Raw genomic sequence first — 25,863 nt, 5'->3', positions numbered from 1 at the left:
CTCCTTTATAACATCCCCTGGCGGGTAGGGAGGGATGAGGTGACCCAGGATGAGCGCAACCGCAAACCCCTCCACTGAAACCGACGTCGATAGCCCCTCCAAGGAAGAGCGACTCAAGGACTTCCTACTCGCCAAGGCGCAGGACGGCGAGCTCTACTTCAAGAGCAAGTTCATCGCGGACGAGGTCGGTCTCTCCCCGAAGGAGATCGGCGCCCTGATGGTGAAGCTTACCGACTCCGCCTCGGAGCTTACCATCGAGAAGTGGTCGTACACGAGCGCGACCACGTGGCGCATCGAACCCGCGTAAGCCGGCCAGGACCGCAGATGGGTATGCACAGCCACCGCCGGTCCCCGCCGTGCGTCGAACCGATGACGGTTCCCGCATCCGTCACTCTCCCACCCCCGCCGCTCAGCGAACGGCACGCATCCGCCCATGGGAGCATCGGGAGGACTTATCCTTTGCCGGGTCAAAACACCGCCGATGAGCGACGCGGCACAGCGTGACGTCCCCCGCCCCCCGGAACTCGACGCCGTCTTCCACCTGTCCGAGGTCCGGACCGACGGCGAGCGCATGCTCTACTACGGTATCAGCGAGGTGGGGGAGGACGCGCTGGTGGAGCGGATCTGGCCCGCGTTCCGCGAGCAGGGCTACGAGGTGCAGGTGGTCCAGACGGAGCGCGGCCTCGACGTCGTCGTCGCCCGCCCGTACTCGACGGGGATCGACGGGATCCCGTGGACGAACCTGTTCCTGTTCTGCGCGACCGTCGTCTCGACGCTGCTCGTCGGGGCGACGGCGTGGTACTACAAGTCGTTCGCCGAGATCCAGGCGGATCCCCTGGTCGTGCTCGAGGCCTGGCCGTTCACCGCCGCCGTCCTCGGCGTGCTATTGACCCACGAACTCGGACACTACGTGATGGGTCGGTACCACGACGTGGACGTCTCGCTCCCGTACGTCATCCCGTTCGTGCTCCCGTTCGGGACGATGGGCGCCATCATCCGCATGCGCGGGCAGATGCCCGACCGGAAGGCGCTGTTCGACATCGGCGTCGCGGGACCGCTCGCGGGGCTGGCGGCGACGATCGTCGTCACCGTCGTCGGCCTCCTGCTCGGCCCGTTCTCGGTTCCGCCCGAGGTCATGCAGGAGGGCGGCCGCGTCATCGTGTTCAACAACCCGCCACTGCTCGATTTCATCGCCGACGCCATCGGACAGCCGACGGGCTACGACGACCCCACGAAGACGGCCCACCCCGTCATCATGGGCGCCTGGGTCGGGATGTTCTTCACCGTGCTGAACCTGCTGCCGGTCGGCCAGCTCGACGGCGGCCACATCGTCCGCGCGATGGTCGGCGAGCGCCAGGAGACGGTCGCGGCGCTCGTGCCGGTCGCCCTGTTCGGCGTCGCCGCCTACCTCCACTACGTCAGGGACTTCGGCGTCAACGAGTCCGTCGGGCTCTGGGCGTTCTGGGGCCTGTTCTCGGCGTTCATCGCCTACCGCGGGCCGGCGAACCCGATCGACGACTCGTCGCTCGATGCCAGGCGAATGGTCGTCGGCGTCGTCACCTTCCTCCTCGGGCTGGCGTGCTTCATGCTCGTCCCGATCGAGGTGGCGACGCTCTGAACGGTCGGAGTAGAGACATCTGGATCACACGTTCGGTCCCGTAACCGGCTCTTCCGACGAATCAGTGGTCGTACCCGCGGTCGGGGAGCGGATCGCCGTCCATCTCGACGCGGGACGCGGTCGCCGTCCCAATCCGCGCGAGGGGTGTCGGTGACGCCTCGCGCGCCGCGTCGAACTCCTCCTCGGGAACCGTGAACACGAGTTCGAAGTCCTCGCCGAAGAACAGCGAGAGCTCCCTCCGTTCTGCCGCTGTGTCCGCGACGTCCGTCACGGCCGGGTGGACCGGAACGGCGGCCTCCTCGACGTCGAACCCGCAGTCGCTCGCCTCCGCGAGCTGGTGAAGCGAGCGCGCGAGGCCGTCGCTCGAGTCCATCATCGCGGTCGCGTACGGTCGGAGCGCCGTTCCGGCGGCGACGCGGGGCGTGAACCGGAACAGTTCGTTTCCGCGTTCGACGTCCCCGCCGTCGCCGTCATCGCCTTCACCGTCTTCGACTCTGCCGTCCTCTCCCTCCCCGTTCCCGCGCTGGAAGAGCCTGAGGGCCGCGGCGCTCCGGCCGAACGACCCCGTCACGCAGACGGCCTCGCCGGGACTCGCGCCCGAGCGCAGGACCGGTTCGGGTGCGAGGCCGAGGACGGTGGTCGCGACGGTGAACTCGTCGGTCCGGTCGAGGTCGCCGCCGACGTACTCGCCGCCGACCGCCTCGCAGACGTCACGCGCGCCGCGGACGTACGCCAGGAGCTCCTCCGCGTCCAGTTCCGGGGACGCGTAGGCGGCGACGGCCGCCTCGGACTCCGCGCCCATCGCCGCGACGTCGGAGAGCGAAGCGCCGACGGAGCGCCAGCCGGCCGTGTAGCGGGTGACGCCGTCGGGGAAGTCGGTCGCCTCGTGGAGCATGTCCGTCGTGAGGACCCGATCCCCGACGACCGCGCAGTCGTCGCCCGCGCCCGGGAGTTCCGCGGTGAGCAGCGACAGCGCCTCGCGTTCGTCCATCGCTCTCCCGTCCGCGTGGCCACCCCGAAACGCTTTCGGCGTCCGCTCGATCAGTGATCTCGGCCCCCATTCGCCGAGGAACCAGCCGAAGCATCCTCGGAGGCCACGTCGTGGCCGTCGAGCGGACGTACGTCGCCCGATTCTTTCCGACGGCTTGATACCGTATCCTGCCCGATTCGGGTGCATGGATCGGGACCAGATGCGCGCCACGGTGCTCGGATTCCTCGGCGCGTTCGCGGTCCTCGCCGTGATGCTGTACGTCGTCGGCGTCGACGACCTGTTGACGCAACTCTCCCGAGCAGACACCGGACTGGTGCTGCTCGTCATCGGGTTCACGGTCGCCTGGCTCGCCGCCTGGGCCATCGCGCTCCGGACGGTGCTCGGCGTGCTCGGCGTGGAGCTGTCGGTCGTGAAGTCGTTCCTCGTGTTCAACGGCGCCATGTTCTCGAACAACGTCACCCCGTTCGGGCAGGCCGGCGGGGAGCCGGTGACCGCGCTCCTCATCTCGAAGATCGCGGACACCGAGTACGAGAAGGGGCTGGCCGCCATCGCCAGCGTGGACACGCTGAACTTCGTCCCCTCGATCACGCTCGCGCTCGTCGGCGCGGGCTACTTCGCGACGGAGACGACGTTCGGAACCAGGCTCCGGTTCGCGACGGGAATCGTCGTGCTGATCGCGGTCGCGGTCCCGGGACTGGTGTACGTCGGCTGGCAGCACCGCTACACGCTGGAGCGCCGCGTCGTCTCGGCGTTCACCCCCGTCGTCCAGCGCCTGACAGGCGTCATTCCGGGCGTCACGATCCCGGACCCGGCGGCCATCGAATCGCGCATCGGCCACTTCTTCGGCGCCATCGAGCGGGTCGCCACCGACCGGGAGGGGATCGCGGTCTCGCTGGCCGCCTCGACGCTCGGCTGGGCGTTCCAGATGCTCGGGCTCTGGTTCGCCTTCGAGGCCATCGGCGCCTCGATCCCCCTCTCGGCGGTGCTGTTCGTCGTCCCGATGGGCGCCATCGCGGGCGTGACGCCGTTGCCCGGCGGCGCGGGCGGCATCGAGGCGGTGCTCGTCGCCGTGCTCTCGGCGCTCCCCGGGGTCATGATCTCGCCGGGGACGGCCCTCGCGGCGGTGGTCATCTATCGCGGTGCGGTCTACTGGGTGCCTGTGCTCATCGGCGGAACGGTCGTGAGTGTCGTCGGCGCGGACAGGTTGGGGTGAGATCCGGTCCGCACTTCCGTGCTGATGGACCCCACCGTCGTACCGCGTCCCCGGATCTGCCGCCCCGACGGAGATACGACGAGTTTAAACGCCGGGATACTGAATTCGCCCGTATGGTCACTCTCTACGACGTCCCGGCGGCGGACCTCATCGAGGAGGTCGCCGACCGGCTCGAGGATCGCATCGAGGAGCCGGAGTGGGCCGGCTTCACGAAGACGGGTTCGGACCGCGAACTCCCGCCTCAGCAGGAGGACTTCTGGTTCGTCCGGACGGCCTCGCTGCTCCGCAAGGTCGCGGACAACGGCCCCATCGGCGTCGAGCGCCTCGCCACCGAGTACGGCGGCTCGAAGGACGGCTCGACGCGCTACCGCGTCGCCCCCGCCGGCCACGCCGCCGGTTCGAAGAAGATCATCCGCGTCGCGCTCCAGCAGCTCGAGGAGGAGGGCTTCGTCGAGACGGCCAAGGGCGAGGGTCGCCGCATCACCGACGAGGGTCGCGGCTTCCTCGACGAGGCCGCCGGCGACGTGCTCGAGGAGCTCGATCGGCCGGAGCTCGAACGCTACGCGTAGCTCGATTTTCGGCGGCGCGTTTTGCGATGGCCAGTTCGTGAGCGACGGGAGTCGTTCGTCTCCCCCACGAATCGGAGCGGAGACGCGGGTGCTGGGGTGGTCAGCACCGGCGCACCGGTCGCAGTTTTCCACCGTCAGTATCGTCGAGACCTCGCGCCCTCCGCGCTCGGGTCTCGTCCTCACCCGCAATCGTTTTGGCCGCGCCACAGTAACGCACACCTAGTATGAGTGAAACCCCCGACGACGAGCGAATTCAGGAGCTTCGGGAACAGAAGATGCAGGAACTCCAGGACCAGGCGGGCGACGAGGCCGACCAGGAGGCCCAGCAGGCCGCTCAAGAACAGGCGGAACGTCAGCAGGACGCGCTGCTCAAGCAGTACCTCACCGATGGCGCCCGCCAGCGGCTCAACGCCGTGGAGATGAGCAAGCCCGAGTTCGCACAGCAGGTGAAAAAGCAGGTCACGGCCCTGGCCCAGAGCGGCCGACTCAACGACCGGATCGACGAGGAGCAGATGAAGTCGCTGCTGCGGGAGCTCCAGCCCGACCAGAAGAGCTTCGACATCCGTCGTCGCTGAATGGACCTCGCGCTCCTGTACAGCGGCGGGAAGGACTCCTCGCTCGCGGCGCTCGTGCTCGACGGCTTCTACGACGTGCGGCTCGTCACGGCTCACTTCGACGTCACCGACGATCACGAGCACGCGCGTCGGGCGGCCGCCGCGCTCGGGCTCCCGTTCGAGACGCACGAACTCGATCGCGACGTCGCCGCGGAAGCGGTCGGGACCATGCGCGAGGACGGCTACCCGCGGAACGGCATCCAGTGGGTCCACGAGCACGCCCTGGAGGAGGTCGCCGCGCTCGACGTCGACGCCGTGGCGGACGGCACCCGGCGCGACGACCGCGTCCCCTCGGTGTCCCGGGCGTTCGCCCAGTCGCTGGAGGACCGCCACGAGGTGGACTACATCGCGCCCCTCTCGGGGTTCGGCCGGAACGCGGTCGACCGGCTCGTCGAGGAGACGCTCGACGTGGAGTCGGGCCCCAGCGAGGAGATCCCCAAGGCCGACTACGAGGGGGAACTCCGCGAACTCCTCCGCGCCGAGGGGGGAGAGGAGGCGGTCGTCGACGTGTTCCCGGCCCACGAGCAGACGTACGTCCGCGGGACGCTGGACTGACCGGGGTCGATCCCGGCCGGGCGCGCAGGGACCGGATTGGCGGGACGGCGCGTCGAAACCGTGCCGCTTTCCCGCCGCCCCCGTGACCGGCACCCGTGTACGTTCAGCCGGGCGTCCTCTTCGCCCTCGCCGCCGCGCTGCTCTGGGGCGTCTACCTCTTCGCGCTCAAGCGCTACTTTGACGCGTACCCGGCCACCGTGCTGACGGTTCTCGTCAACAGCTTCGCGCTCGTCTGGTACCTGCCGGTCGTCTCGACGCGCGTCACGCCGGCCGACCTCCCGGCAGTCGAGGGACTCGGACCTACCGACGCGCTGGCGCTCGTCGGCGCCGTCCTCGGCGTCGGCGTCGGGTTCGTCCTGTTCCTGCACGCGCTCGCGCTCGGCGAGGTCTCCTACGTCGCGCCGATCAACAAGGTCGTCCCGGTGTTCGTCCTCCCGCTTGAGGTGGCGCTGCTCGCGGCCGACGTGCCGCCGCTCGCGGTCGCCGGGATCGTCGTCGTCACCTTCGCGGTGTACGTCGCGAACTACCGCGGCGGCGACCCGACGGAACCGCTCAGGCGGGCCGCGAGTTCGCGGGCCGCACAGCTCGCGCTCCTCTCGGCCGCCGTCTTCGCCGTCGGCGACGTGGCCAAGCGCGCCGTGCTCGACCAGGTCGGGGTTCCGCCGGAAGCCCTCGTTCCGACGGTACTCGGCGGCGTGGTGCTGCTGTTGCTCCCCAGCGCCGTCCGAAACTGGCCCGCCGAGCGCCCGCCGTACCGCGCATTCGCGGCGGTCGGGCTACTTGTCGCGGGCGCCGAGCACTTCACCTCCATCGCGTTCGCGGAGGTGCCCGCCAGCATCGCCTCGCCCATCGTGAACACCCAGGCCGTCGTCGCGGTAGTGCTCGGCGGCGTCCTCCTCGGGGAGACCCGACTCGGGACGCGCCTCGTCGCCGCCGCGCTCGCGGTCGTCGGCGTCGGCCTGCTGGCTGTCTGACGGAAGTAGCGCGGAGCGGGGTTCGGAGAGCCTTTTGTGCCCACCCGAAGTACCGACACCCGAGAACTGTGGACGCAGACCGCTACCTCGCCAGAATCGGGCTCGACCCGACGGACGTCGACCGGCCGAGCCTGGCGGTCGCCGAACGCCTCCAGCGCGCACACGTCACGACGGTCCCGTTCGAGACGCTCTCGGTCACCGGCGACCCCTACGACGGCGCCGACGACGGGGAGGGCGTGACGCTCGCGCTCCCCCACCTCTACGGGAAGATCGTCGAGCGCGAACGCGGGGGGTTCTGCTTCGAACTCAACGGCCTGTTCCACACGCTGCTCGACGCCCTCAGATTCGACGTCGACCGGATCGCCGCCCGCATGGTCGGCGACGACGGCGCCGGCCGGCCGCCGGCGAACCACCACACGAACGTCATCGACCTTGACGGCCGCCGGTACCTCGTCGACGTCGGGATGGGCGTCCCGACGATGCGCCGGCCGCTCCCCGTCGACGGCGAGGTCCGAACCGACGAGGTCGGCTACGCCTGGCGCGTCGTCGAGAGCGACCGCCCGGACGAGACGTACCTGACACAGTACCGCGAACCCGGCGACGACGACTGGCAGGACCGCTACCTGTTCAGCGACGTCCCCCGGGAGCTCTCCTACTTCGAGGCGACCTGCGACTACCTCCAGTCCGCCCCCGAATCGCCGTTCACCGGCGACCCGGTCGTCTCGATGGCGACCGACGAGGGCCACGTGAAGTTGCGCGCGGATTCGTTGACGCGCATCGTCGACGGCAACGAGTCCGAGGATTCGGTTGCGAAGGAGGACTGGCACGACGTGCTCGAACGCGAGTTCGGGCTTCGGTATCGTGCGAACTGACTCGCGGTGGCGCGCGGCGGCCGCGCCCTGTGCGCGGCCGACGTCGTGCGAGGGATGAGCGAGGAGCGCAGCGACGAGCGAATCGGCTGGGGAGGGCGAGGCTGCGGTCGGGTGGGACTGAAAGGGGCCGCGGCTGTCGGCGACCCCCAAGGCCGCAAGCACCGCAGGCGAGTACAGCGAGCCGAGGAGCATAGCGTGTCTCGCGGGAGCCGACAGCCGCGGGGGCTTTCGGGAACTGAGGACCGGCAACCAATTTGACAGCGAATCCGAACACCGGGGGGCTATCGCGGCGAGCACGTTCGAGGTGATCGTGTTCACCTTCGTGGACGACGGTTCGAGATAGCACGCGCCCACACCGAAGAACCACGACCTTAAACCGAATCACGCGAAACCCCGAACCATGCCAACGTACGAGCGCCTGAAGGGGTTCCGCGACTTCTATCCCCCCGAGATGGCCGCCCGCCGGGAGGTCATCGACGCCGTCGAGGACGCCGGCCGGCGGTACGGCTTCCGGGAGATCGAGACCCCGCGGCTCGAGCGGGCCGAGATGTGGACCGACAAGAGCGGCGACGACATCGTCGACGAGCTGTACGCCTTCGAGGACCACGGCGGCCGGCACGTCACCCTCGCCCCGGAGCTGACCCCGACGGTCGCGCGGATGTACGCCGCGAAGGCCCAGGAGCTGTCCAAACCCGTGAAGTGGATGTCCACTCGACCGTTCTGGCGCTACGAGCAGGTCCAGCAGGGGCGCTTCAGGGAGTTCTACCAGACGAACGTCGACATCTTCGGCTCCAGCGAACCGGAGGCCGACGCGGAGGTGCTCGCCGTGGCGGCCGACGCGCTCACCGGCCTGGGGCTCACGGCGGACGACTTCGAGTTCCGTGTCTCCCACCGCGACATCCTCGGGAGCCTCCTCCGCTCGTTCGACGCCGACGTGGACGTGACCGACGCCATCCGCGCGGTCGACAAGTCCGAGAAGGTCGACGAGGACGAGTACCTCGACCTGCTGTACGACGCCGGCCTGGCGTACGACCAGGCCCGCGAGTTCGACGCGCTGCTCGACGTCACCGACCCCGCGAACCTCGACGAACTCACCGAGTTCGCGCCGGAGGCCGAGGGGCTGGCGGACGCCGTCGAGAACCTGCAGGCGGTGCTGGCGGCGACCGACGACTTCGGGGCCGGCGAGCACTGCGACCTCTCTCTGCGGACCGCACGGGGGCTCGACTACTACACCGGCGCCGTCTTCGAGTGCTTCGACTCGACGGGCGAGGTGTCCCGCTCGGTGTTCGGCGGCGGGCGCTACGACGACCTCATCGAGGAGTTCGGCGGCCAGCCCACTCCCGCGGTGGGCGTCGCCCCCGGATACGCCCCGCTGACGCTCCTGCTCGAACGCGCCGGCGTCATGCCGGACGCGGAGCTGTCGACGGACTACTACGTCCTCCGGGTCGGCGACACCCGGGACGTCGCCGCGCGCGTCGCCCGCGACCTGCGCGAGCGTGGCAACGTCGTCGAGTCGGACCTCGCGGGCCGGAGTTTCGGCGCCCAGATGGGCTACGCCGACTCGGTGAACGCCGAGACTGTCGTCATCGTCGGCGAGCAGGACCTCGCGGACGGCAACGTGACGGTGAAGGACATGCGGTCTGGCGACCAGACGACCGCGCCCGTGGACGAGTTCCCCGGCGAGCACGACCGGCCGACGTACGACGACTTCGCGTAACCGGGCACGGCTCACGGTTCAGGGTTCGCGGTTCGCGCTTCGTGGGATGCGGGGCCTCGTCTCGCCAGATTTTATTGACGGTCCGACATCTCGGTCGTATGGAGGTCGCCATCCTCTCCGACACGCACGTCCCCGAGCAGGCGGACCAGCTCCCCGCACCGTTCCGCGACCGCGTCCGCGCGGCCGACCACGTCGTCCACGCCGGGGACTTCGGCTCGCACGAGGCGCTCGCCGAGGTGCGCGAACTCGCCCCGGACCTGACCGCCGTGTACGGGAACGCCGACCCCGACGACGTCGACCTGCCCGCGGTCGCGTCCGTCGAGGCCGGCGGCGTCACGTTCGTCGTCGTCCACGGCATCGTCAACCCCGTCGAGCGCGCGGTATCCAGCACCGAGGGGGTCGTCATGGGGCGGGACGACTGGCTGGACGCCGTCGCCGACACGACCCGGGCGAGGGCCGACGAGCCGATGGTCGGGATCGGCGGCCACAGCCACGAGGTCGAGGACGAGGTCCACGACGGCGTTCGCCTGTTGAATCCGGGTTCGGCCACGGGGGTCGGCAGGGCCGACGGCGCGACGATGATGACCGCGGAGGTCGCCGACGGCGACCTCGACGTGACGCTCCACGAGGCCTGAGCGGGCGGAACCCCTCGCCAACACATCGATAGCTCCCCCGCCGACGAACGAGTAGAAGGCTTATGCCGGGCGCGACGCGGCGTCAGGGCATGGTCTCCCGCAGAACCGCGCTGAGACTGGCAGGCGCAGCCCTCCTCCCCGCCGTCGCCGGCTGCTCGGATCGGACCGGCGGAACCCGAGAACCGACCGACTCGCCGTCCGCGTCGCCGACCGGGAGCGGGACGAACGACCCCTTGACCGAGCCCTCCTCGACGCCCCCGGACGACCTCCCGGAGTGGAAGCCGGCGTGGACGCGCTCGGTCGAGGAGCAGCACGTCCTCGGGCTGGACACGCACGACGGAGCCGTCTACGCATCGCTCTCGTCGGAGGGCGGCCCGAGCGCCGTCGCCGCGCTGGACCCGACCGACGGGACCGAACTGTGGCACACGTCGACGCCGGGTGAACTCGAAGGGCGAGCCTACGCCGAACCGAACGACGGCGACGACCGGTGGGGCGTCACCGTCACCGACGACCGCGTGTTCGCCGTCACGGGGCACGCGGACGAGTACGAGTGGACAGCGCTCCGCGCGCTCGACCGGGCGACCGGCGAGGTCGGCTGGAGCATGCGCCACGAACGCTCGCTGGCGGTCCGCGGCGTCCACGACGGGACGGTCTACGTCACGTCGAGGGAGTTCTTCGAGCCCGAACACTCCCACGATACGCCGGAGGAACCGCTACCCACCGAGTTGTTCGCGGTGGACGTCGCCGACGGCACGCTGCGCTGGTCGTATCCGTTCGCCGGCGTCGCGGACGTGGCGGTCTCCCCCGAGGGCGTCGTCGTCGCCGCCGGCACGGAACTCACCTGCCTCGATCACGACGGGAGCAAGCGCTTCGACGTGGACACCGGGACGGAGGGGCGCGCCCTCGCCGCGACCGCCGATCGCGTGTTCTTCCTCGGCGACGACGACACGATGGGCCGACCCGTCCACTGGTACGCCTTCGACGGTACGCGCGAGTGGGGGGAACGCCGTCCGGTCCGCGAGGCACTCCTCGACCGTGACCGGGGGGTACTGTACGCCGCCGGTGACGAGACGCTGGCGCTGGACACGGACGGCTCGGTCGCGTGGCGCGCCCCCGTTCACGGTGGCCACCCCCTCCTACTCGGCCCGGATCGGGGGACGCTGTACACCCGCGGCGGCGGGGCGCGAACCGAGGCGTTCGGGCTCCCCGACGGCGAGCACCGCTGGTCGTTCGACCCGCGCGAGCGGTACGCGTGGCCGACCGCCGCGAGCGCCGACGTCGCCGTCGTCGAGGGGTACGCCGAGGGGCGGTCGCTGTACGCCGTCGACGCCGACGCGGGCGAGGCGACCCGCCGCCGGTCGTTTGGCGAGCGTGCGTCCCTGTTCACCGTCGAGGTCGCCGGGGGGTACGCGCTGGTCGGCACCGGCGACGCGTCTGTCGTGGCGCTCCCGCTCGAACGCGCCGCCTAAGTCGACCGCGTCCCTCGCGGCACCCGTGCGCGCCTTCCGCGTCGCCTACGACGGCCGGCCGTTCTACGGCTTCCAGCGCCAGCCGGACGTGCCGACCGTCGAGGGGACGCTGTTCGACGCGCTCCGCGCGCTCGACGTGTTCGGCGACGACGACCGGAAGCCGCCGGGGTACGCCGCCGCCGGCCGGACGGACGCCGGCGTCTCGGCGGTCGCGCAGACGGTCGCGTTCGACGCCCCCGACTGGCTGACGCCCCGCGCGTTCAACGCCGAACTCCCGGGGCATGTCAGGGCCTGGGCCCACGCCGACGCGCCCGCCGACTTCCACGCGACCCACGACGCGGTGCGACGGACCTACCGGTACCACCTCTACGCGCCCGAGGCCTCCGTCTCCCGGGCACGTGAGGCCGCCGCGCGACTCTCGGGCGAGCACGACTTCCACAACCTGACGACGGATGGGAACGGCACGGTCCGCGACGTGGACTGCTCGGTCGCCCGCGACGGCGAGTTCCTCGTCCTCCGCGTCGCCGGTGGGGGGTTCCCGCGGCACTTCGTCCGTCGGCTGGCGGGGGTCGTCCACGGCGTCGCCGGCGGCGACGCGGGGCTCGACCGGGTCGATCAGGTGCTCTCGGCCGAACGCCTCGCCGACGAGTGGGGCGTCCCGACGGCTCCTCCCGAACCGCTCGTGCTCGTCGGCGTCGACTACCCCGACCTGACGTTCGAACGGGACCCAGTGGCGATGGAGACCGTCCGGGAGGTGTTCGGCGACCGACGACGGGACGGGCTGGTTCGGGCGCGGGTCGCCGACGAAATTCTGGACGGCCTGTAGGAGCCCGTGCTGACGCGGGGCGAGCCGGAACCCGCGCTCAGTCCCAGTCCTCGGGCCACAGCCCCGCGGCCTTCATGCCCGGCTCGAACTCCGCCTCGCGGAACGCCTCCTCCAGTTCGTACTCGTCGAGCGCGGGGATCTCGACCGACTCCTCGGCGAGTTCGCGCACGAGCAGCGCGGCGAGCGCGCCGTGCTCCCTGACGTTCCGGTCGTCGACCTTGTCCCGCGTGTCCGCGTGGGTGTGACCCCACCCCCGGCCGCGCTCGCCGCTGTCCGAGTGGAGCTGGAGCGCGGGGACGCCGGCTCGCACGAACGGCCACTGGTCCGAGAACGGGTGGGGCTCCTCGCGCACTTCGATGGGGTGGCGCGTGGCCCGGCTCATTCGCCGGGCGACGTCGGCGGTCGCCGCCGAGGTGTGGCTCATCGCGACGAGGTTGCGGAACCGACCCGCGCCGTCGACGTTCACGACCGCCTTCACGGAGTCGAAGTCGGTCATGGACGCGAGGTGTTCCGAGCCGAGCAGTCCGGTCTCCTCACAGCCCACCGCGCCGAACCGGACGCCGATGTCGAGGTCCGCCTCGGCGAGGATCCGGGCGGCGACGAGGAGGGTCGCGATCCCGCAGCCGTTGTCGAGCGCCCCCTCGGCGATGTCGTGGGCGTCGTAGTGGGCGAGCACGAGCACGGCCTCGTCGGTGTCCGGGCCGACCGCGCCGAGGACGTTCCGACTCTCGCCCGGAACCGTCTCCGCCTCGACGGTCAGTTCGACGACGCCGTCCTCGCCGGCGTACTCCGACAGCCACGCGCCGGTCTCCTTGCTCACGCCGACCGCCGGGATGGACGCCTCCTCGCCGAACGTGAGCGACCCCGTCGGCGGGAGTTGTCCGGGGACGTGGTTGACGAACGCGAACGCCTCGGCGCCGGCCTCGGCGGCGTAGCCGTACTTCTCCATCCGGTGGACGAACCGCCCGCCCGAGGGGGTCGTCGTGCTCGCCACGGCGACCTTCCCCTCCACGTCGACCTCGTCGATCTCCGCGGGGGTGCCGTAGCCGACGTCGACCAGTTCCCCCCGAACGTCGCCGGCGGGGCAGTACGGCAGCGCGATGGCCTCGAACTCCCGGCGATCCGGGGCGACGAGTTCGAGTTCGGTCCGCCCGCGTCGCCACTCGTTCACCTCGAACGACTGCTGGCGGACGCGGCGAAGGCCGGCGTCCTCGAAGGCGTCGGCGACCAGTCGGGCGGCGCGAGCCTCCCCCTCGCTCCCGCCCATCCGGTTCCCGATCGCAGTGAGGTCCGTGAGGAACGCCCAGGGTCGGTCGTCGAGCCACGCCCGTCCCACGGCGTCGGCGATGTCGTCCATGGGTGTGAGTGGCCGAGCGTCGGCAAAAATCCGGGGGTGGCGACCGTTCGGCCGAGATCGTGACGCCGAGTCCCGACGCGGGCGTGTCGGTCAGCTCTCGGGGCGGTCGGGGCCGCCCCCGCCCGTCACGTTCTCGAAGTGGTACCTGACGCCGAGCGCGATGGGGGCCGCGACCAGGCCGGCGACGCCGGCGGCGGCGCCGACGCCCCGCCAGGTCAGTTCCCCGACCGGTCCCTCGCCCACCAGGACGACGCCCCGCATCCCCTGGTCGCCGTACTCCGTGCACTCGTACTTCGAGAGGCCGTCGCCGTCGAACCGGAGCGCGAACGTCTTCCCCGTCCCCTGGACCTGTTCGCTCGCGTAACCGAGCGCCGGATCGACGACGTCGTAGGCACCGGCGGTGCCGACCCACTCCCAGCGGACGACCGTTCCCGGGTCGACGTGAACCGCGGCGGGTTCGAACGCGAACTCGCCGCCGTTGCCCGTCGCGCCGACCTTCACCGTCACCTCGGCCTCGCCGCGGCGGTCGGCCACGCCCCGGTAGTTGCTCGTCCCGTCGAGCCAGCCGTCGAACGACCGCATCGGACCCAACTGCTCCGGCTCGGGCGTCCCGGTCGGGGTCTCGGCGTCGCCGCCGGTCGCCCCACCGGGGAAGGTGACCGCCGCGTCGCCGACGACCAGCGTGCCGCGCATCCCCATCGCCTTGTGCGGGGCGCAGGCGTACCGGATTACGCCGGACTCCGTGGGGGTGTACGCGAACGTCGTTCCGGCCGCGTCGTCGTACTCGGAGCCGAACGAGCCGTCCTCGGCGACGACGTTGTGGCTGCCGCCGTTGCCGGTCCACTCCCAGGTCACCTCTGTCCCCGGGTCGACGCGGACCGCCGGCGGGCCGAACCCGAACGCCCCGCCGTTGGCGTCGACGCCGACGGCGACCGTCACGGCGTCCGTGCCCCGCTCGTCGACGACCTCCGTCGCGCCGTCGGTGTCGGCGAACCACTCCGTCAGGTCGGTCGGGTCCTCGCCGGCCGCGCGGACCTGCCCGGGGAGGAGGCACGCCCCGAGGGCGGCGCCCGTCCCCGCCAGCACCGTCCGTCGGGTGTACCCGGAGCCCCGTCCGGGTGCGCCGTCGGTGTGCCCGGACATGGTCACGCCTCGTAGCCGGCGTACGCCATGACCTGCCGGAAGAGGTCGGTGTCCATCACCGGGGTGTACACCACGGCCGAGAGCATCCCGCCGGGGTACGAGGAGCCGTTGCGGACGTGGTCCACCTTGTGGCAGTGCATCAGGTAGATGCCGGGGTCCGCGTCCGCCTCGAACTCGACCGTGTAGCGCTCGGCCGGGGCGACGTTCACGACGTCCTGCATCAGCTGCATCCCCTCCGGGATCGCCGACCCGTCCTTCTCCACGACCCGGAACCGGTGGTTGTGGAGGTGCAGCGGGTGGCTGTGGAAGCCCGCGTTCACCCAGTGGAGCCTGACGGTGTCGCCGGGTTCGACGACGATCGGCGACCCCGTCTCGGGGTGGAACGTCGCGGGCGCGGACTTCCCGTTGATGGTGAACGTGTCCATCCCCCGGCTGGTGAGGTCGTAGCCCACGTCCTCGCCGCCGTACTGGCGGGAGAGCCGGGTGTCCCACTCCTTCACCGTCATGTAGTACTCCCTGTCCGCGCGCTCGTATCCCTCCGGCTCGACGCGGAGGATCCCGTACATCCCCATGTCCATGTGCCGGGGCGTCTGGTAGTGGCAGTGGTAGAGGTGGGTGCCGGCCACGTTCGCGGTGAACTCGTAGGTGTGCGTCTCGCCGGGGCCGACGGTGACGCCGGTCGTCGTCGGGACGCCGTCGTTCTCCCACGTCTTGCGGAGGCCGTGGACGTGGAACGTGTGGGGCATGTCCATCCCCGAGTTGTCGAGGGTGACGTTGAACTCCGCGCCCTCCTCGACGCGCAGGACCGGACCGGGGACCGAGGGGGTGCTGTCGTCGGCCTGCCAGGCCCAGACGACCGGGAGCGTGATGGGGCCGTTCATCGTCTCGCCCGGGTGGACGTGGTGGACCGCCGACACCGCCTTCAGCGTCACCTCGTAGTCGCGCTCGGCCAGGTCGACCACCTCGGGCCTACCAGTGGTCGGGAGGTCGCTCGTCATCGCCTGTGCACCGGTATCGACCCGGGAGACCGTCGGCTGCGAGGTCGTCACACAGCCGGCCGCCGCGGAGACGCCGACCGCCCCGGAGGCCGCCAGGAACCGTCGTCGTGAGATGCCGTCGCCGGGAGCGCCGATTTCGCTCGTCATACAGGTTCATCTCGGACGGCCGAGAACATATGAAGTGGAGACGGTTCCCGGGATCCGAGAAAGACTGGAGAGCGGGGCTGAACGGCCATTTCTCGACGGTATCGCCCAAATGTCACGTGTCGATCACCTCCCCGAGCGCTCGTCGGCGCACGCCTGTGAACCGTGGTTAAGTTGAACGAATAGTATTTGTATGGTGGGGACAAACAGAGAATTAGATGAGTCTAATAATTTGGTTCGGCTGCGGGTTGGGCACCGACCGGGGACGCTCCGGTCGGCGTCGGGCCGCATGAGCGTCGTGGGGGGTGGGCGAGCATGAGCGACGATCCATACGCGGGGACAGGACCCCGGTGCTCGCGTCGTCGAACGCTCGCTGCCGCCGGCAGCGTCCTCGCCGTCGGCGCCGCCGGCTGTCTCGGCGACAGCCGTGTCGGCGCCTCGGGGGCGACGGACGACGACGACCCGGTCGCGGTGGCCTCGTTCTTCAGCTTCTACGACTTCGCCCGGAAGATCGCCGACGGAACGCCCCTGCGGGTGAAGAACCTGGTCCCGACCGGCCTCCACGGTCACGGCTGGGAGCCGGACGCGAGCGTCACGCGGGACATCATCGAGGCGGACGCGTTCGTCCACGTCGGCGAGGACTTCCAGCCGTGGGCCGACCGGGCGATCCGGACGCTCGAGGACGACGACGTCGACACTCACCTGATCAACGTCCGCGAGAACGTCGAACTCGTGTCGCTCGCCGCTAGCCTGGACCCGGACGAGGAGGGCGTCGGGGAGGGTCGCGGCAAGGACCCCCACTTTTGGCTGGATCCCCGGCGTGCCGCCCAGTCCGTCGACAACATCACGGAGGGGTTCGTCGAACTCCTTCCCGAACACGAGGGGGCGTTCCGCGACAACGCCTCCTCGTACAAGACGGACGTGCTCGACCGCATCGACGCAGACTACGAACGGATCTTCGAGAAGGCGAGTCGGGACGTGGTGCAGCTGGCCGCGCACAACGCCTTCCAGTACATCGGCGTCCGCTACGGCGTCCGGATGAGGCCGCTCGTCACCAACCTCGCCGCGAGCGGGGACGTGAAGCCGTCCGACATCGCCGAGGCGAAGCGGGTGATCGACGAGAACGACATCAAGTACGTCGGCGCGGGGGTGTTCGAGACGCGGCGGCCTGCAAAGCAACTGGTCGCCGAGACCGCGGTGGAGGGGTACTACCCGGTGACTCCGTACGCGGGCGTCCGAGAGGACTGGGTCGAGAACGACTGGGGGTACGAGGAGATCGCGTACAACATCAACATGCCGACGTTCGAGATCGTCCTCGGGAACACGTCGCCCGAGGACGCCGGTCCCGACGGCTGGAACGAGCAGTGGCGGAACTTCGAGTGAGATGGAGATGAACACGACCACCGACACGGAGACGGAATCGATCGACGCCGCGTCGACGGACGCGGTCATCGAACTGAAAGACGTCGACTTCGGTTACACCGCGACGCCGGTCGTCGAGGACGTCTCGATCCGGATCGACGCGGGCGAGTACGTCGCCGTCGTCGGCCCGAACGGGTCGGGGAAGTCGACGCTGATGAAGCTCATGCTCGGACTCCTCCGTCCGGACGAAGGCACCGCCCGGCTGTTCGGCGAACCGGCACGCACGTTCGACGACGGCGCGCGCATCGGCTACGTCGCCCAGGAGGCGAGCGCGTCGAAGGAGATGCCGATCACGGTCCGCGAGGTGGTGAAGATGGGACGGTTCCCCCACGTCGGCTTCGGCCGCCTCTCCGAGGAGGACCGGCGGATCGTCGATCACGCCCTCGACGTCGTCGGGATGGCCGCGTTCGCGGACCGCCGCGTCACTCGTCTCTCCGGCGGGCAGCGCCAGCGGGCGTTCATCGCGCGAGCGCTGGCCAGCGAGGCGGACCTCCTCGTGCTCGACGAGCCGACCGTCGGCGTCGACGTCGAGTCGGTCGACGCGTTCTACGACCTGCTCGAGGCGCTCAACGCGGACGGGATCACGATCCTGCTGATCGAGCACGACCTCGGGGCGGTCACCGACCACGCCGAGCGCGTCGTCTGTCTCAACCGGGAGGTCTACTTCGACGGGTCGACCGACGAGTTCGTCGAAAGCGACGCGGTCGGGCGGGCGTTCGGGACGTCCGCGAGGGTGGTGGGTGATTCCTCGTGACCGGGACGCAGGCTCTACCGCTCCAGGCGAGTCCGATCGAGCCGTTCCTCGCGCCGCTGTACTGGGTTCTCTCCCTGTGGTCGGAACTCATGTTCCGGTTGGCCGCGGTGACGGGGCTCGAACTGCTCCAGTACCCGTTCATGCACCGGGCGATCCTCGTCGGACTCTGTATCGGAGTGATGGCCCCGCTCATCGGGACGTTCCTCGTCCACCGGCAGCTCGCGCTCATCGGCGACGCGCTCGCCCACACCGCCTTCGCGGGGGTCGCCGTCGGCCTGTTCGTCAACGCCGTGCTGAACCTCGACGTCTCCCCCTATCTCTCGGCGGTCGTGGTCGCGGTGATCGCGGCGCTGTTCATCGAACTCATCTCGGAGCACACGGACGCCTACAACGACGTCTCGATGGCGATCGTGCTGTCCACGGGGTTCGCGCTCGGCACCGTCCTCATCAGCCTCAACGCGGGCGGACTCGCGGTCGGTATCAACCAGTACCTGTTCGGAAACCTCGCGACGGTGTCCGCGGAGAACGCCGCCATCCTGCTCGTCCTGTTCGGCGTAATCGTCGCGACCGTCGCTGTCACTCGGAACCAGTTGCTGTACGTCACGTTCGACGAGGTGGCGGCGGAGGTCTCCGGGATCCCCGTCAGCTGGTACAACCGCGTGATGGTGATGCTCACCGCGCTGGTGGTGGTCGGCGCCATGCAGATCATGGGCGTCATCCTCGTCGCCGCGATGCTCGTCGTACCCGTCGCCGGTGCCACGCAGGTGTCTCGGAGCTTCTCCCAGTCGTTGCTCGCGTCGATCGTCCTCGCCCAACTGGCGGTCATCCTCGGGATCGGCGTCTCCTACTACGCGGAGGCGACCGCCGGGGGCGTCATCGTCCTCATCGCCGTCGCGATCTACGTCGGCTGCGTCGTCCTGGGGAAACTCAGGGAGCGCGTCGGGAGCGACGCGCCGGCACCCGACGTCGGAACCGTCGACGCGGAGCGATCGGGAGACACCGCCGAGTGACGCCCCGGAGCGGATCCCGTCGAGCGAGACACGCTCCCTAACGGCGCAGAAGTGCCCCGTACTCCGGATTACCGGCATGGCATCAATTTAGGCAATCCTAAAAATCGGCACCGCTTTACCGGTTTAGGCGAGCCAAAAACCATGGAACGCGAACTCGCGGAACGGGACGGACGGACTCGGCGGGACTACCTCGGATACGGTGCCGCGGTCGTCGGCGGAAGCCTGCTCGCCGGCTGTGCCGACGAGTCGGGCGGGAACGCGACGCCCACGGCGATCGACGGGACCTCGCCCGCGGACGAATCGACGGGGACCGAAGGGGGCTCCTACTCGGTCTCGATGGAACCGGTCGGGGAGCTCACGTTCGAGTCGGTGCCCGAGACGTGGCTCCCCTACGGCGGGGGATACGCCGACATGAGCGTCGCGCTCGGGCGGGCCGAGGGACTGGTCGGCGTCGGCGGGGCGAGCCGGTACTACACGTACGTCTACGACGAGCTTCCCGGGGTCAGCGTCGACCGCGAGCGACTCGAGGCGAACGACCCGGGCGCCGCAGACATGTCGAAGGAGGTCTTCTACGAACTCGACGGCGACGTCCACGTGATGGACCCGGAGATGCTCGTCAACTGGTTCGAGTGGTCACGGGACGACGTCGAGGAGATCGCGGGGAACGTCGGGCCGTTCCTCGGGAACCTCATCTTCCGCCGCGAGGACGAGTGGCACGACTACCGGTACTACACCCTCTACGAGGCGTTCGAGAAGGTCGCGGAGCTGTTCCAGGAGCAGGAGCGGTACCGGGCGTTCGAATCGCTCCACGACGAGTTCCTCGCCGACGTCCAGACGCGCCTCCCGCCGGCCGACGAGCGGCCCAACGTGCTGCTCGTCTACGAGGGGAGCGACGAGCCGGAGGCGTTCTCGCCGTACCGGCTGAACGACAGGGGGACGAGCAAGAAGCAGTGGCGCGACCTCGGGGTCAGCGACGCGCTCTCGGGTACCGGTATCCACGGGATCAGCACGACCGATAGGGGACGGATCGACTACGAGACGATGCTCGAGATCGATCCCGACGTGATCATGCTGCGGGCCCACGAGCGGAAGTCCGCGGCCGAGTTCCGCGACACGGTGCTCGAGTTCATGCGGAACCACCCCGTCGGCGGCGAACTGACGGCCGTGCAGAACGGGCGGGTCTACCGGGGCGGCTACCTGTACCAGGGGCCGATTCACAACCTGTTCCTGACCGAACGGGGTGCGAAGCAGTTGTACCCCGAGGTGTTCGGCGAGGTGACCGGCGACGCGGAGCTGTTCGACCGGCAGCGGGTCGCGGACATCGTCACCGGGGACGCCTGACGGCGAGAACGGCTCCCGGGACGAGTCACGACGCGTCGATCCCTCTTCTGCGACCTATCACGCGAACCGGACGGCGGGCCGCGGAACGTGCCCCTCGGCCGCCCTGTGGCCGGCGAGCCGCGGTTTCGTATCGCTGTATATGCTTTACCCATGACGGTTATCCGTCGGTCCGCCGTCTCTCCGATATGGCTTCGACCCCACTGGAGGCCCGCTGATGCCGGTCAGACCGGGAATCGTCGATCGCGTCGCGCTCCGCGCGAACCTCGCCCCGGCCGCCATCACCGACCTGTACGGCGCCGGGGCGCTCCACGCCGCGGTCACGGCCCTCGACCTCGACCTGTTCGAGGAACTCGAGGAGCCGCGCACGGTCGGGGAACTCGCGCGCGACCTAGACTGCGACGAACGCGGCGTCCGGGCGCTCGCCGAACTGCTCGCGGAGACCGGTTACCTCGGCCGCGACGGCCGGCTCTACTACACGACGAACCTGACCCGGAAGTGGCTCACCGACGCGAACGACACCAACCTCGGCCCGTGGCTCCGTTTCTGGGTCGACGTCGTGTTGCCGTACTGGCGCGAACACGTCGAGTTGGCCGTCAGGACGGGCGACCCCGGGGAGACCATCTACGACTGGCTCGGCGACGACGAGGGCGGGTGGGAGACGACCCAGGAGGGGTTCCGCGCGGCCGCGACGCTGCTGGTCGACCCGGTGAGCGACACCCTCGGCGACGTCGCTGGGAAGCGCGTGCTGGACCTCGGCGGAGGCCACGGCGCCTATGCGGTCGAACTCGCCGAGCGTGGCGCCGAGGTGACGCTGTTCGACCGCGAGGCGGCGCTCGGCGTCGCCGAGGAGTCGGTCGCGGCGGCGGGCGTCGAGGACCGGGTAGCGCTCCGCGGCGGGGACTACCAGACGGACGAGTACGACGAGGACTACCTCGGCGGGGAAGACGAGGCCGCCTCGGCTACTAACCTCGGCGGAGATGACGAATCTGCCTCGGCCACCGACTTCGACCTCGTCCTCCTCTTCAACGTCCTGCACGCCCACGACGCCGAGGAGTGCGAGCAGTTGCTCGAGCGCGCGACCGAGTCGCTGGCCCCCGACGGCCGCCTCGTTATCCTCGACCAGTTCGAGGGCGACGGCCCGACGGGCCTCGCGGACCTCGGTGTCGCGTTCGTCGACCTCGCGTACCTCGTCACCCTCGGCGGCCGGACCCACGACGTCGACGACGTCCGGCGGTGGATCGCCTTCGCCGGCTGCCGGGTCACCCGGTCGGAGACGTTCCGTCGCGCGCCCGGGGTCCGCCTGCTCGTGGCCGAGAACAGGGAGTCGTGACCGGGGCGGTGTGACAAGACTTAGGGCCGGCGACGGGTACTCACGGCCATGAGTTCGGTTCCCGAGCGGTCAGAGATCGAGGCGGAGTACAAGTGGAGCATCGGCTCCATCTACGCCTCCGACGAGGAGTGGGATGACGCCTACGAGGCGACACAGGAGGCGATCGATGACGTGCGCGCGTACGAGGGGCGGACGACCGAGAGCGCCGCGACGCTGCGCGAGCTGCTGGAGACGTACGAGGAGGTCATGCGGCAGGTGTCGCAGGTGGTCCAGTACGCCAACCTCCGGTCGAACGAGGACACGCGCGATCAGGAGTACCAGGCCATGGCCGCGAAGGCGGGGTCGCTCTCCTCCGAGGCGTCGAGCGCCGCGAGCTTCCTCGAACCCGAACTCCAGGGGCTAGAGGGAGACGACATCGAGGCGTTCCTCGAGGAGGAACCCGCGCTGGCCGAATACGAGCACTACTTCGACGACGTGCTGCGGATGAAGCCGCACACGCGCTCGGCCGAGGTGGAGGAGCTCCTCGCGGACCTCTCCGAGGTCACTAACGCGCCGAGCGAGACGTACTCGATGCTGACGGACGCGGATATGACGTTCCCGACCGTGGAGGGTCCCGACGGCGAGGAGATCGAGCTCTCCCAGGGGAACTTCACGACGCTGCTCCAGAAGCCGGACCGCGAGTTCCGCCAGCGTGTCCACGAGTCCTTCTACGAGCGCTGGACTGACGTGCGGAACGCGGTCGGCACGACGCTCTCGAAGTCGGTGAAGAAGGACGTGAAGATGGCGGAGGCCCGCAACTACGAGACGGCCCGCGAGGCCGCGCTCGACGGCCCGAACGTCCCCGTCGAAGTGTACGACAACCTCGTGAACACGGTGCGGGACAACCTCGACTCCCTCCAGCGGCACGCCGACCTGAAGCGCCGCGCGCTCGACGTGGACGACCTTGAGATGTGGGACCTCTACATGTCGCTGACGGGCGACGAGGGGCCCGAGATCCCGTACGAGCAGGCGAAGGAACTGGTCATCGAGGCCGTCGCGCCGCTCGGCGAGCCGTACCAGGAGCGGATGGCCGAGGGACTGGAGTCGCGCTGGGTCGACGTGTACGAGAACCGCGGGAAGCGCTCCGGGGCGTACTCCGCTGGGACCTACGACACCCAGCCGTTCATCATGATGAACTACCAGGACGACGTCTCCTCGATGTACACCCTGGCCCACGAACTCGGCCACTCGATGCACTCCGAACTGGCGAAGGGCGCCCAGCCCTGGCAGTATGCGAGCTACGAGATCTTCGTCGCCGAGGTCGCCTCGACGGTGAACGAGACGCTGCTGACCGAGTACCTGCTCGAGAACGCCGAGAGCGAGGAGCTCCGGGTGCACGCGCTCGACCAGTACCTCGAACGCTTCCGATCCACGCTGTTCCGCCAGACGATGTTCGCCGCGTTCGAGCAGGCGATCCACGAGCACGCCGAGGCGGGCGAGCCCCTGACGCCGGACGTCTTCGACGACCTGTACGGCGGTCTCAAGGAGGAGTTCTACGCGAACAGCCGCGTCGACGACCACATCCGACGCGAGTGGATGCGCATCCCGCACTTCTACTACAACTTCTACGTCTACCAGTACTCGACGGGTATCTCGGCGGCGGCGGCCATCGTCGAGCGGATCCTCGAGGAGGGAGAACCGGCTGCCGCGGACTACCGCGACGCGCTCGAGGTCGGGGGCGCCGAGTACCCCATCGACGTGCTCGAGGTCGCGGGCATCGACATGACCTCGCCGGAGCCGATCGAATCGGCCATCGGCGTCTACGACGAGTACCTCGGACGGGCCGAGGATCTGCTCGACCTGTAGGCTGCGACACGGGCGATCGACACGTCTCCCCGGTCGGATTTCGGCCCCGCACCTCCCCTCACTCGACCCCCCACGACTTCGAGACTCCGGACACCTCACCGGTTTCCAGCTTCGGAACGGTTCTCGATTGAAACACGGCAACGATGGTGGAGGACGGAGGACGAGCGAGCGCCGACGTGCGGCGTGATCTGGAAACGGGAGACGCGCCGTCTGAAAAACCTCCCGAGACCCAAAGCCACATTAACGGCGCAGCCTAACTCGTCGTACGAATGTCCCGGAGTCCGTCCCTCCCAGACCGTCCGCGCCTCGACCTCGATCCGGACATGAGCGAGGCGGAGCGGCTGGAGGCCCTGCGCCAGCACTTCACGCGGCTCGTGCAGGTGAACGACGAACTGGACGACCGGCTCGACCGAGCCGAAGCCCGCGGGGACGACCTGCAGGGCGAGGTCGACGAACTGAAACGCCGTAACGAGGCGCTGAAGACCTCCTCGCTGTACATCGCCACGGTCGAGGAGCTCACCGCCGACGGCGCGGTCATCAAACAGCACGGCAACAACCAAGAGGTGCTCACCGACGTCTCCTCCCGCCTCGAGGACGAACTCGACCCCGGCGACAGGGTCGCCATCAACGACTCGTTCAGCGTCCAGACGGTGCTCGACGACGAGACCGACGCCAGGGCGCAGGCGATGGAGGTCGACGCGTCGCCAGAGGTGACCTACGACGACATCGGCGGCATCGACGACCAGGTGCGCGAGGTGCGCGAGGCCGTCGAGGCGCCGCTCGTGAACGCCGAACAGTTCCGGGCGGTCGGCGTCGAACCGCCGAGCGGCGTCCTGCTCCACGGCCCGCCGGGCACCGGCAAGACGATGCTGGCGAAGGCCGTCGCCAACGAGACCGACGCGACGTTCATCAAGATGGCCGGCTCCGAACTCGTTCGGAAGTTCATCGGCGAGGGCGCACGGCTCGTCCGCGACCTGTTCGACCTCGCCTCCGAGCGCGAGCCCGCCGTCATCTTCATCGACGAGATCGACGCCGTCGCGGCCAAGCGGACGGACTCGAAGACCTCCGGCGACGCGGAGGTCCAGCGGACGATGATGCAGCTGCTCTCGGAGATGGACGGCTTCGACGAGCGCGGCGAGATCCGCATCATCGCCGCCACCAACCGCTTCGACATGCTCGACGAGGCGATCCTCCGGCCCGGCCGCTTCGACCGCCTCATCGAGGTGCCCAAGCCCGCAGTGGGGGGTCGCGAGCGCATCCTCGACATCCACACCGACGACATGACCGTCGACGACGACGTCGCCTTCGCCGACCTGGCGGAGGGTCTCGACGGCTACTCCGGCGCGGACATCGCGGCGCTGTGTACCGAGGCGGGGATGTTCGCCATCCGCGACGAGCGGACCACGGTGACCCGTCAGGACTTCGAGGACGCCCGCGACAAGGTCGAGGCCGGCGACGAGGGCGCGGTGACCCACGACGGCTTCGGCGCGTACCAGTACTGAAGGCGACTTCTTCCCGATCTTGGTTTTCGACGTTCGACCTAAACAGCCGCGGTGGCGCGTGCCGGCTGGCCTCTGTGCGCGGCCGACGTCGTGCGAGGGATGAGCGAGGAGCGCGAGAAGCGCAATCGGCTGGGGAGGCCTGGGCCGTCATGACGCTCAGGGGTAGTGGTCTGCTTCCAGACCACCACACGAGCGACGACGGAACTCCAAACCGCTGCCGGTCGTCTCCCCGAGACCACTCGTATTCGACACCCCTTTTCACCCGGCCCACCGCGTACCGACATGGACATCCACGTCGCCGGCGGCAGCGGCCACGGGCCGACCGCGATGGCGGCCTACGACGCCGCGCTCGCCGACGCCAACCTCCACAACTACAACCTGGTCGCGGTGTCCTCGGTCGTCCCTGCCGACGCCGCCGTCCACGAGATCGAGCGCGCGCCTGACCTCGGGCCGGCCGGGAACCGCCTGACAGTCGTGCAGGCCCGCGCGGCCGCCACCCCCGCCGACGCCCACGAGACCGAGGCGATCGTCGCCGGCCTCGGCTGGGCGACCGGCCCCGGTCCGGGACTGTTCTACGAGGCTGACGGGACCGATCCCGAGTCGATCCGGACGACCGTCGCGGAGGGGCTCGCCGCGGGGCGGGAGCTCCGGGACTGGACGTTCGAGGACGAACGGATCCTCCTCGCGAGCGCGGAGACCAGCGAGGACGCCTACACCGCGGCCGTCGTGGTGGCTGCCTACGGCGAGAGCGAACCGATCGCGTGATCGCCGGGTGAGCGTTCGCGAGTCTGGAGAGGATAATCCCGGCGGTTGACCCACAGTGACGACCGGGAAAGTCGACAGAGTCGATGCCCACCACGAACCGTTCCGAATCGGGGCTCCGTCTTCCGGTTTCGCCGGCGCACGGATGGGTCGAATCCGACGGCGTCGGGACGAGTCCTCGCCGGCGATCTCGGCCTCGTTC

Annotated in this window: 24 protein-coding genes; 20 read left to right on the top strand and 4 right to left on the bottom strand. The window is 69.7% G+C overall.

Going from position 1 to position 25,863, the window contains the following annotated elements; genetic code table 11:
* The first annotated feature begins 49 nt into the window (after window positions 1-49).
* Together HUG10_RS10470 and HUG10_RS10465 are read left to right on the top strand one after the other, a co-directional pair.
* A complete protein-coding gene (locus HUG10_RS10470; RefSeq protein ID WP_179169528.1) occupies window positions 50-307 on the top strand; it encodes a DUF7123 family protein in 258 nt (85 codons plus the stop codon).
* Window positions 308-481: 174 nt separating this feature from the next.
* Window positions 482-1,618, top strand: a complete 1,137-nt coding sequence (locus HUG10_RS10465) for a site-2 protease family protein (RefSeq protein ID WP_179169527.1) — start codon at window positions 482-484, stop codon at window positions 1,616-1,618.
* Window positions 1,619-1,679: 61 nt separating this feature from the next.
* On the opposite strand, the gene thiL is transcribed toward HUG10_RS10465, so the two are convergent.
* Entirely contained in the window at window positions 1,680-2,609 is a 930-nt protein-coding gene (gene thiL / locus HUG10_RS10460) for a thiamine-phosphate kinase (RefSeq protein ID WP_179169526.1), read from the bottom strand.
* Window positions 2,610-2,793: 184 nt separating this feature from the next.
* Here thiL and HUG10_RS10455 point away from each other — a divergent pair, with 184 nt between their 5' ends.
* The 10 genes from HUG10_RS10455 (at window position 2,794) to truA (ending at window position 12,053) form a co-directional block, all read left to right on the top strand.
* Window positions 2,794-3,822, top strand: a complete 1,029-nt coding sequence (locus HUG10_RS10455) for a lysylphosphatidylglycerol synthase transmembrane domain-containing protein (protein WP_179169525.1) — start codon at window positions 2,794-2,796, stop codon at window positions 3,820-3,822.
* A 113-nt stretch (window positions 3,823-3,935) separates the two neighbouring features.
* Entirely contained in the window at window positions 3,936-4,391 is a 456-nt protein-coding gene (locus tag HUG10_RS10450) for a 30S ribosomal protein S19e (protein ID WP_179169524.1), read from the top strand.
* Window positions 4,392-4,615: 224 nt separating this feature from the next.
* Window positions 4,616-4,966, top strand: coding sequence for a DNA-binding protein (locus tag HUG10_RS10445; protein ID WP_179169523.1), 351 nt, complete (start codon window positions 4,616-4,618; stop codon window positions 4,964-4,966).
* Window positions 4,967-5,560 (top strand): DUF7411 family protein, encoded by a 594-nt coding sequence (locus HUG10_RS10440; RefSeq protein ID WP_179169522.1) that lies wholly within the window; start codon window positions 4,967-4,969, stop codon window positions 5,558-5,560.
* 95 nt (window positions 5,561-5,655) lie between these two features.
* Window positions 5,656-6,534 (top strand): EamA family transporter, encoded by an 879-nt coding sequence (locus HUG10_RS10435; RefSeq protein ID WP_179169521.1) that lies wholly within the window; start codon window positions 5,656-5,658, stop codon window positions 6,532-6,534.
* A gap of 68 nt (window positions 6,535-6,602) precedes the next feature.
* The gene (locus HUG10_RS10430) at window positions 6,603-7,406 is read left to right on the top strand and encodes an arylamine N-acetyltransferase family protein (protein WP_179169520.1); all 804 of its coding nucleotides are present in this window, start codon (window positions 6,603-6,605) and stop codon (window positions 7,404-7,406) included.
* Window positions 7,407-7,806: 400 nt separating this feature from the next.
* The gene (gene hisS / locus HUG10_RS10425; RefSeq protein WP_179169519.1) at window positions 7,807-9,123 is read left to right on the top strand and encodes a histidine--tRNA ligase; all 1,317 of its coding nucleotides are present in this window, start codon (window positions 7,807-7,809) and stop codon (window positions 9,121-9,123) included.
* Window positions 9,124-9,221: 98 nt separating this feature from the next.
* Window positions 9,222-9,758, top strand: coding sequence for a metallophosphoesterase family protein (locus HUG10_RS10420; RefSeq protein WP_179169518.1), 537 nt, complete (start codon window positions 9,222-9,224; stop codon window positions 9,756-9,758).
* A gap of 89 nt (window positions 9,759-9,847) precedes the next feature.
* Window positions 9,848-11,227 carry an outer membrane protein assembly factor BamB family protein gene (locus tag HUG10_RS10415; RefSeq protein ID WP_179169517.1) on the top strand — a complete coding sequence of 460 codons (1,380 nt, stop codon included), beginning with the start codon at window positions 9,848-9,850 and terminating at the stop codon, window positions 11,225-11,227.
* Between the two features lie 25 nt (window positions 11,228-11,252).
* Complete coding sequence (truA, locus tag HUG10_RS10410) at window positions 11,253-12,053, top strand: tRNA pseudouridine(38-40) synthase TruA (protein ID WP_179169516.1); 801 nt, start codon at window positions 11,253-11,255, stop codon at window positions 12,051-12,053.
* 37 nt (window positions 12,054-12,090) lie between these two features.
* Here truA and HUG10_RS10405 read toward each other — a convergent pair whose 3' ends face one another.
* The 3 genes from HUG10_RS10405 to HUG10_RS10395 form a co-directional block, all read right to left on the bottom strand.
* A complete protein-coding gene (locus HUG10_RS10405; protein ID WP_179169515.1) occupies window positions 12,091-13,410 on the bottom strand; it encodes a M28 family metallopeptidase in 1,320 nt (439 codons plus the stop codon).
* A 90-nt stretch (window positions 13,411-13,500) separates the two neighbouring features.
* A complete protein-coding gene (locus HUG10_RS10400; protein ID WP_179169514.1) occupies window positions 13,501-14,553 on the bottom strand; it encodes a halocyanin domain-containing protein in 1,053 nt (350 codons plus the stop codon).
* Between the two features lie 2 nt (window positions 14,554-14,555).
* Complete coding sequence (locus HUG10_RS10395) at window positions 14,556-15,698, bottom strand: multicopper oxidase domain-containing protein (RefSeq protein WP_179169513.1); 1,143 nt, start codon at window positions 15,696-15,698, stop codon at window positions 14,556-14,558.
* Window positions 15,699-16,010: 312 nt separating this feature from the next.
* On the opposite strand from HUG10_RS10395, the gene HUG10_RS10390 reads away from it, so the two are divergent.
* The 8 genes from HUG10_RS10390 (at window position 16,011) to HUG10_RS10355 (ending at window position 25,664) form a co-directional block, all read left to right on the top strand.
* On the top strand, window positions 16,011-17,078 hold the full coding sequence (locus tag HUG10_RS10390) for a metal ABC transporter substrate-binding protein (RefSeq protein WP_179169512.1): 1,068 nt from the start codon (window positions 16,011-16,013) through the stop codon (window positions 17,076-17,078).
* Between the two features lie 7 nt (window positions 17,079-17,085).
* On the top strand, window positions 17,086-17,871 hold the full coding sequence (locus tag HUG10_RS10385; protein WP_246310125.1) for a metal ABC transporter ATP-binding protein: 786 nt from the start codon (window positions 17,086-17,088) through the stop codon (window positions 17,869-17,871).
* Window positions 17,868-18,881 (top strand): metal ABC transporter permease, encoded by a 1,014-nt coding sequence (locus HUG10_RS10380; RefSeq protein ID WP_179169510.1) that lies wholly within the window; start codon window positions 17,868-17,870, stop codon window positions 18,879-18,881. Before HUG10_RS10385 ends, HUG10_RS10380 begins: the two co-directional genes overlap by 4 nt.
* A gap of 141 nt (window positions 18,882-19,022) precedes the next feature.
* Window positions 19,023-20,222 carry an ABC transporter substrate-binding protein gene (locus HUG10_RS10375; RefSeq protein ID WP_179169509.1) on the top strand — a complete coding sequence of 400 codons (1,200 nt, stop codon included), beginning with the start codon at window positions 19,023-19,025 and terminating at the stop codon, window positions 20,220-20,222.
* A 214-nt stretch (window positions 20,223-20,436) separates the two neighbouring features.
* Window positions 20,437-21,552 (top strand): SAM-dependent methyltransferase, encoded by a 1,116-nt coding sequence (locus HUG10_RS10370; protein WP_179169508.1) that lies wholly within the window; start codon window positions 20,437-20,439, stop codon window positions 21,550-21,552.
* A 48-nt stretch (window positions 21,553-21,600) separates the two neighbouring features.
* Window positions 21,601-23,397, top strand: coding sequence for an oligoendopeptidase F (gene pepF, locus HUG10_RS10365; protein ID WP_179169507.1), 1,797 nt, complete (start codon window positions 21,601-21,603; stop codon window positions 23,395-23,397).
* 269 nt (window positions 23,398-23,666) lie between these two features.
* Window positions 23,667-24,899, top strand: coding sequence for a proteasome-activating nucleotidase Pan2 (pan2, locus tag HUG10_RS10360; protein WP_179169506.1), 1,233 nt, complete (start codon window positions 23,667-23,669; stop codon window positions 24,897-24,899).
* Between the two features lie 282 nt (window positions 24,900-25,181).
* Complete coding sequence (locus HUG10_RS10355) at window positions 25,182-25,664, top strand: pyruvoyl-dependent arginine decarboxylase (RefSeq protein WP_179169505.1); 483 nt, start codon at window positions 25,182-25,184, stop codon at window positions 25,662-25,664.
* Window positions 25,665-25,863 lie beyond the last annotated feature (199 nt).

Source organism: Halorarum halophilum (genome assembly GCF_013401515.1).
In the GTDB taxonomy this organism is placed as follows: domain Archaea; phylum Halobacteriota; class Halobacteria; order Halobacteriales; family Haloferacaceae; genus Halorarum; species Halorarum halophilum.
This window is presented reverse-complemented; position numbering and strand designations above follow the sequence as displayed.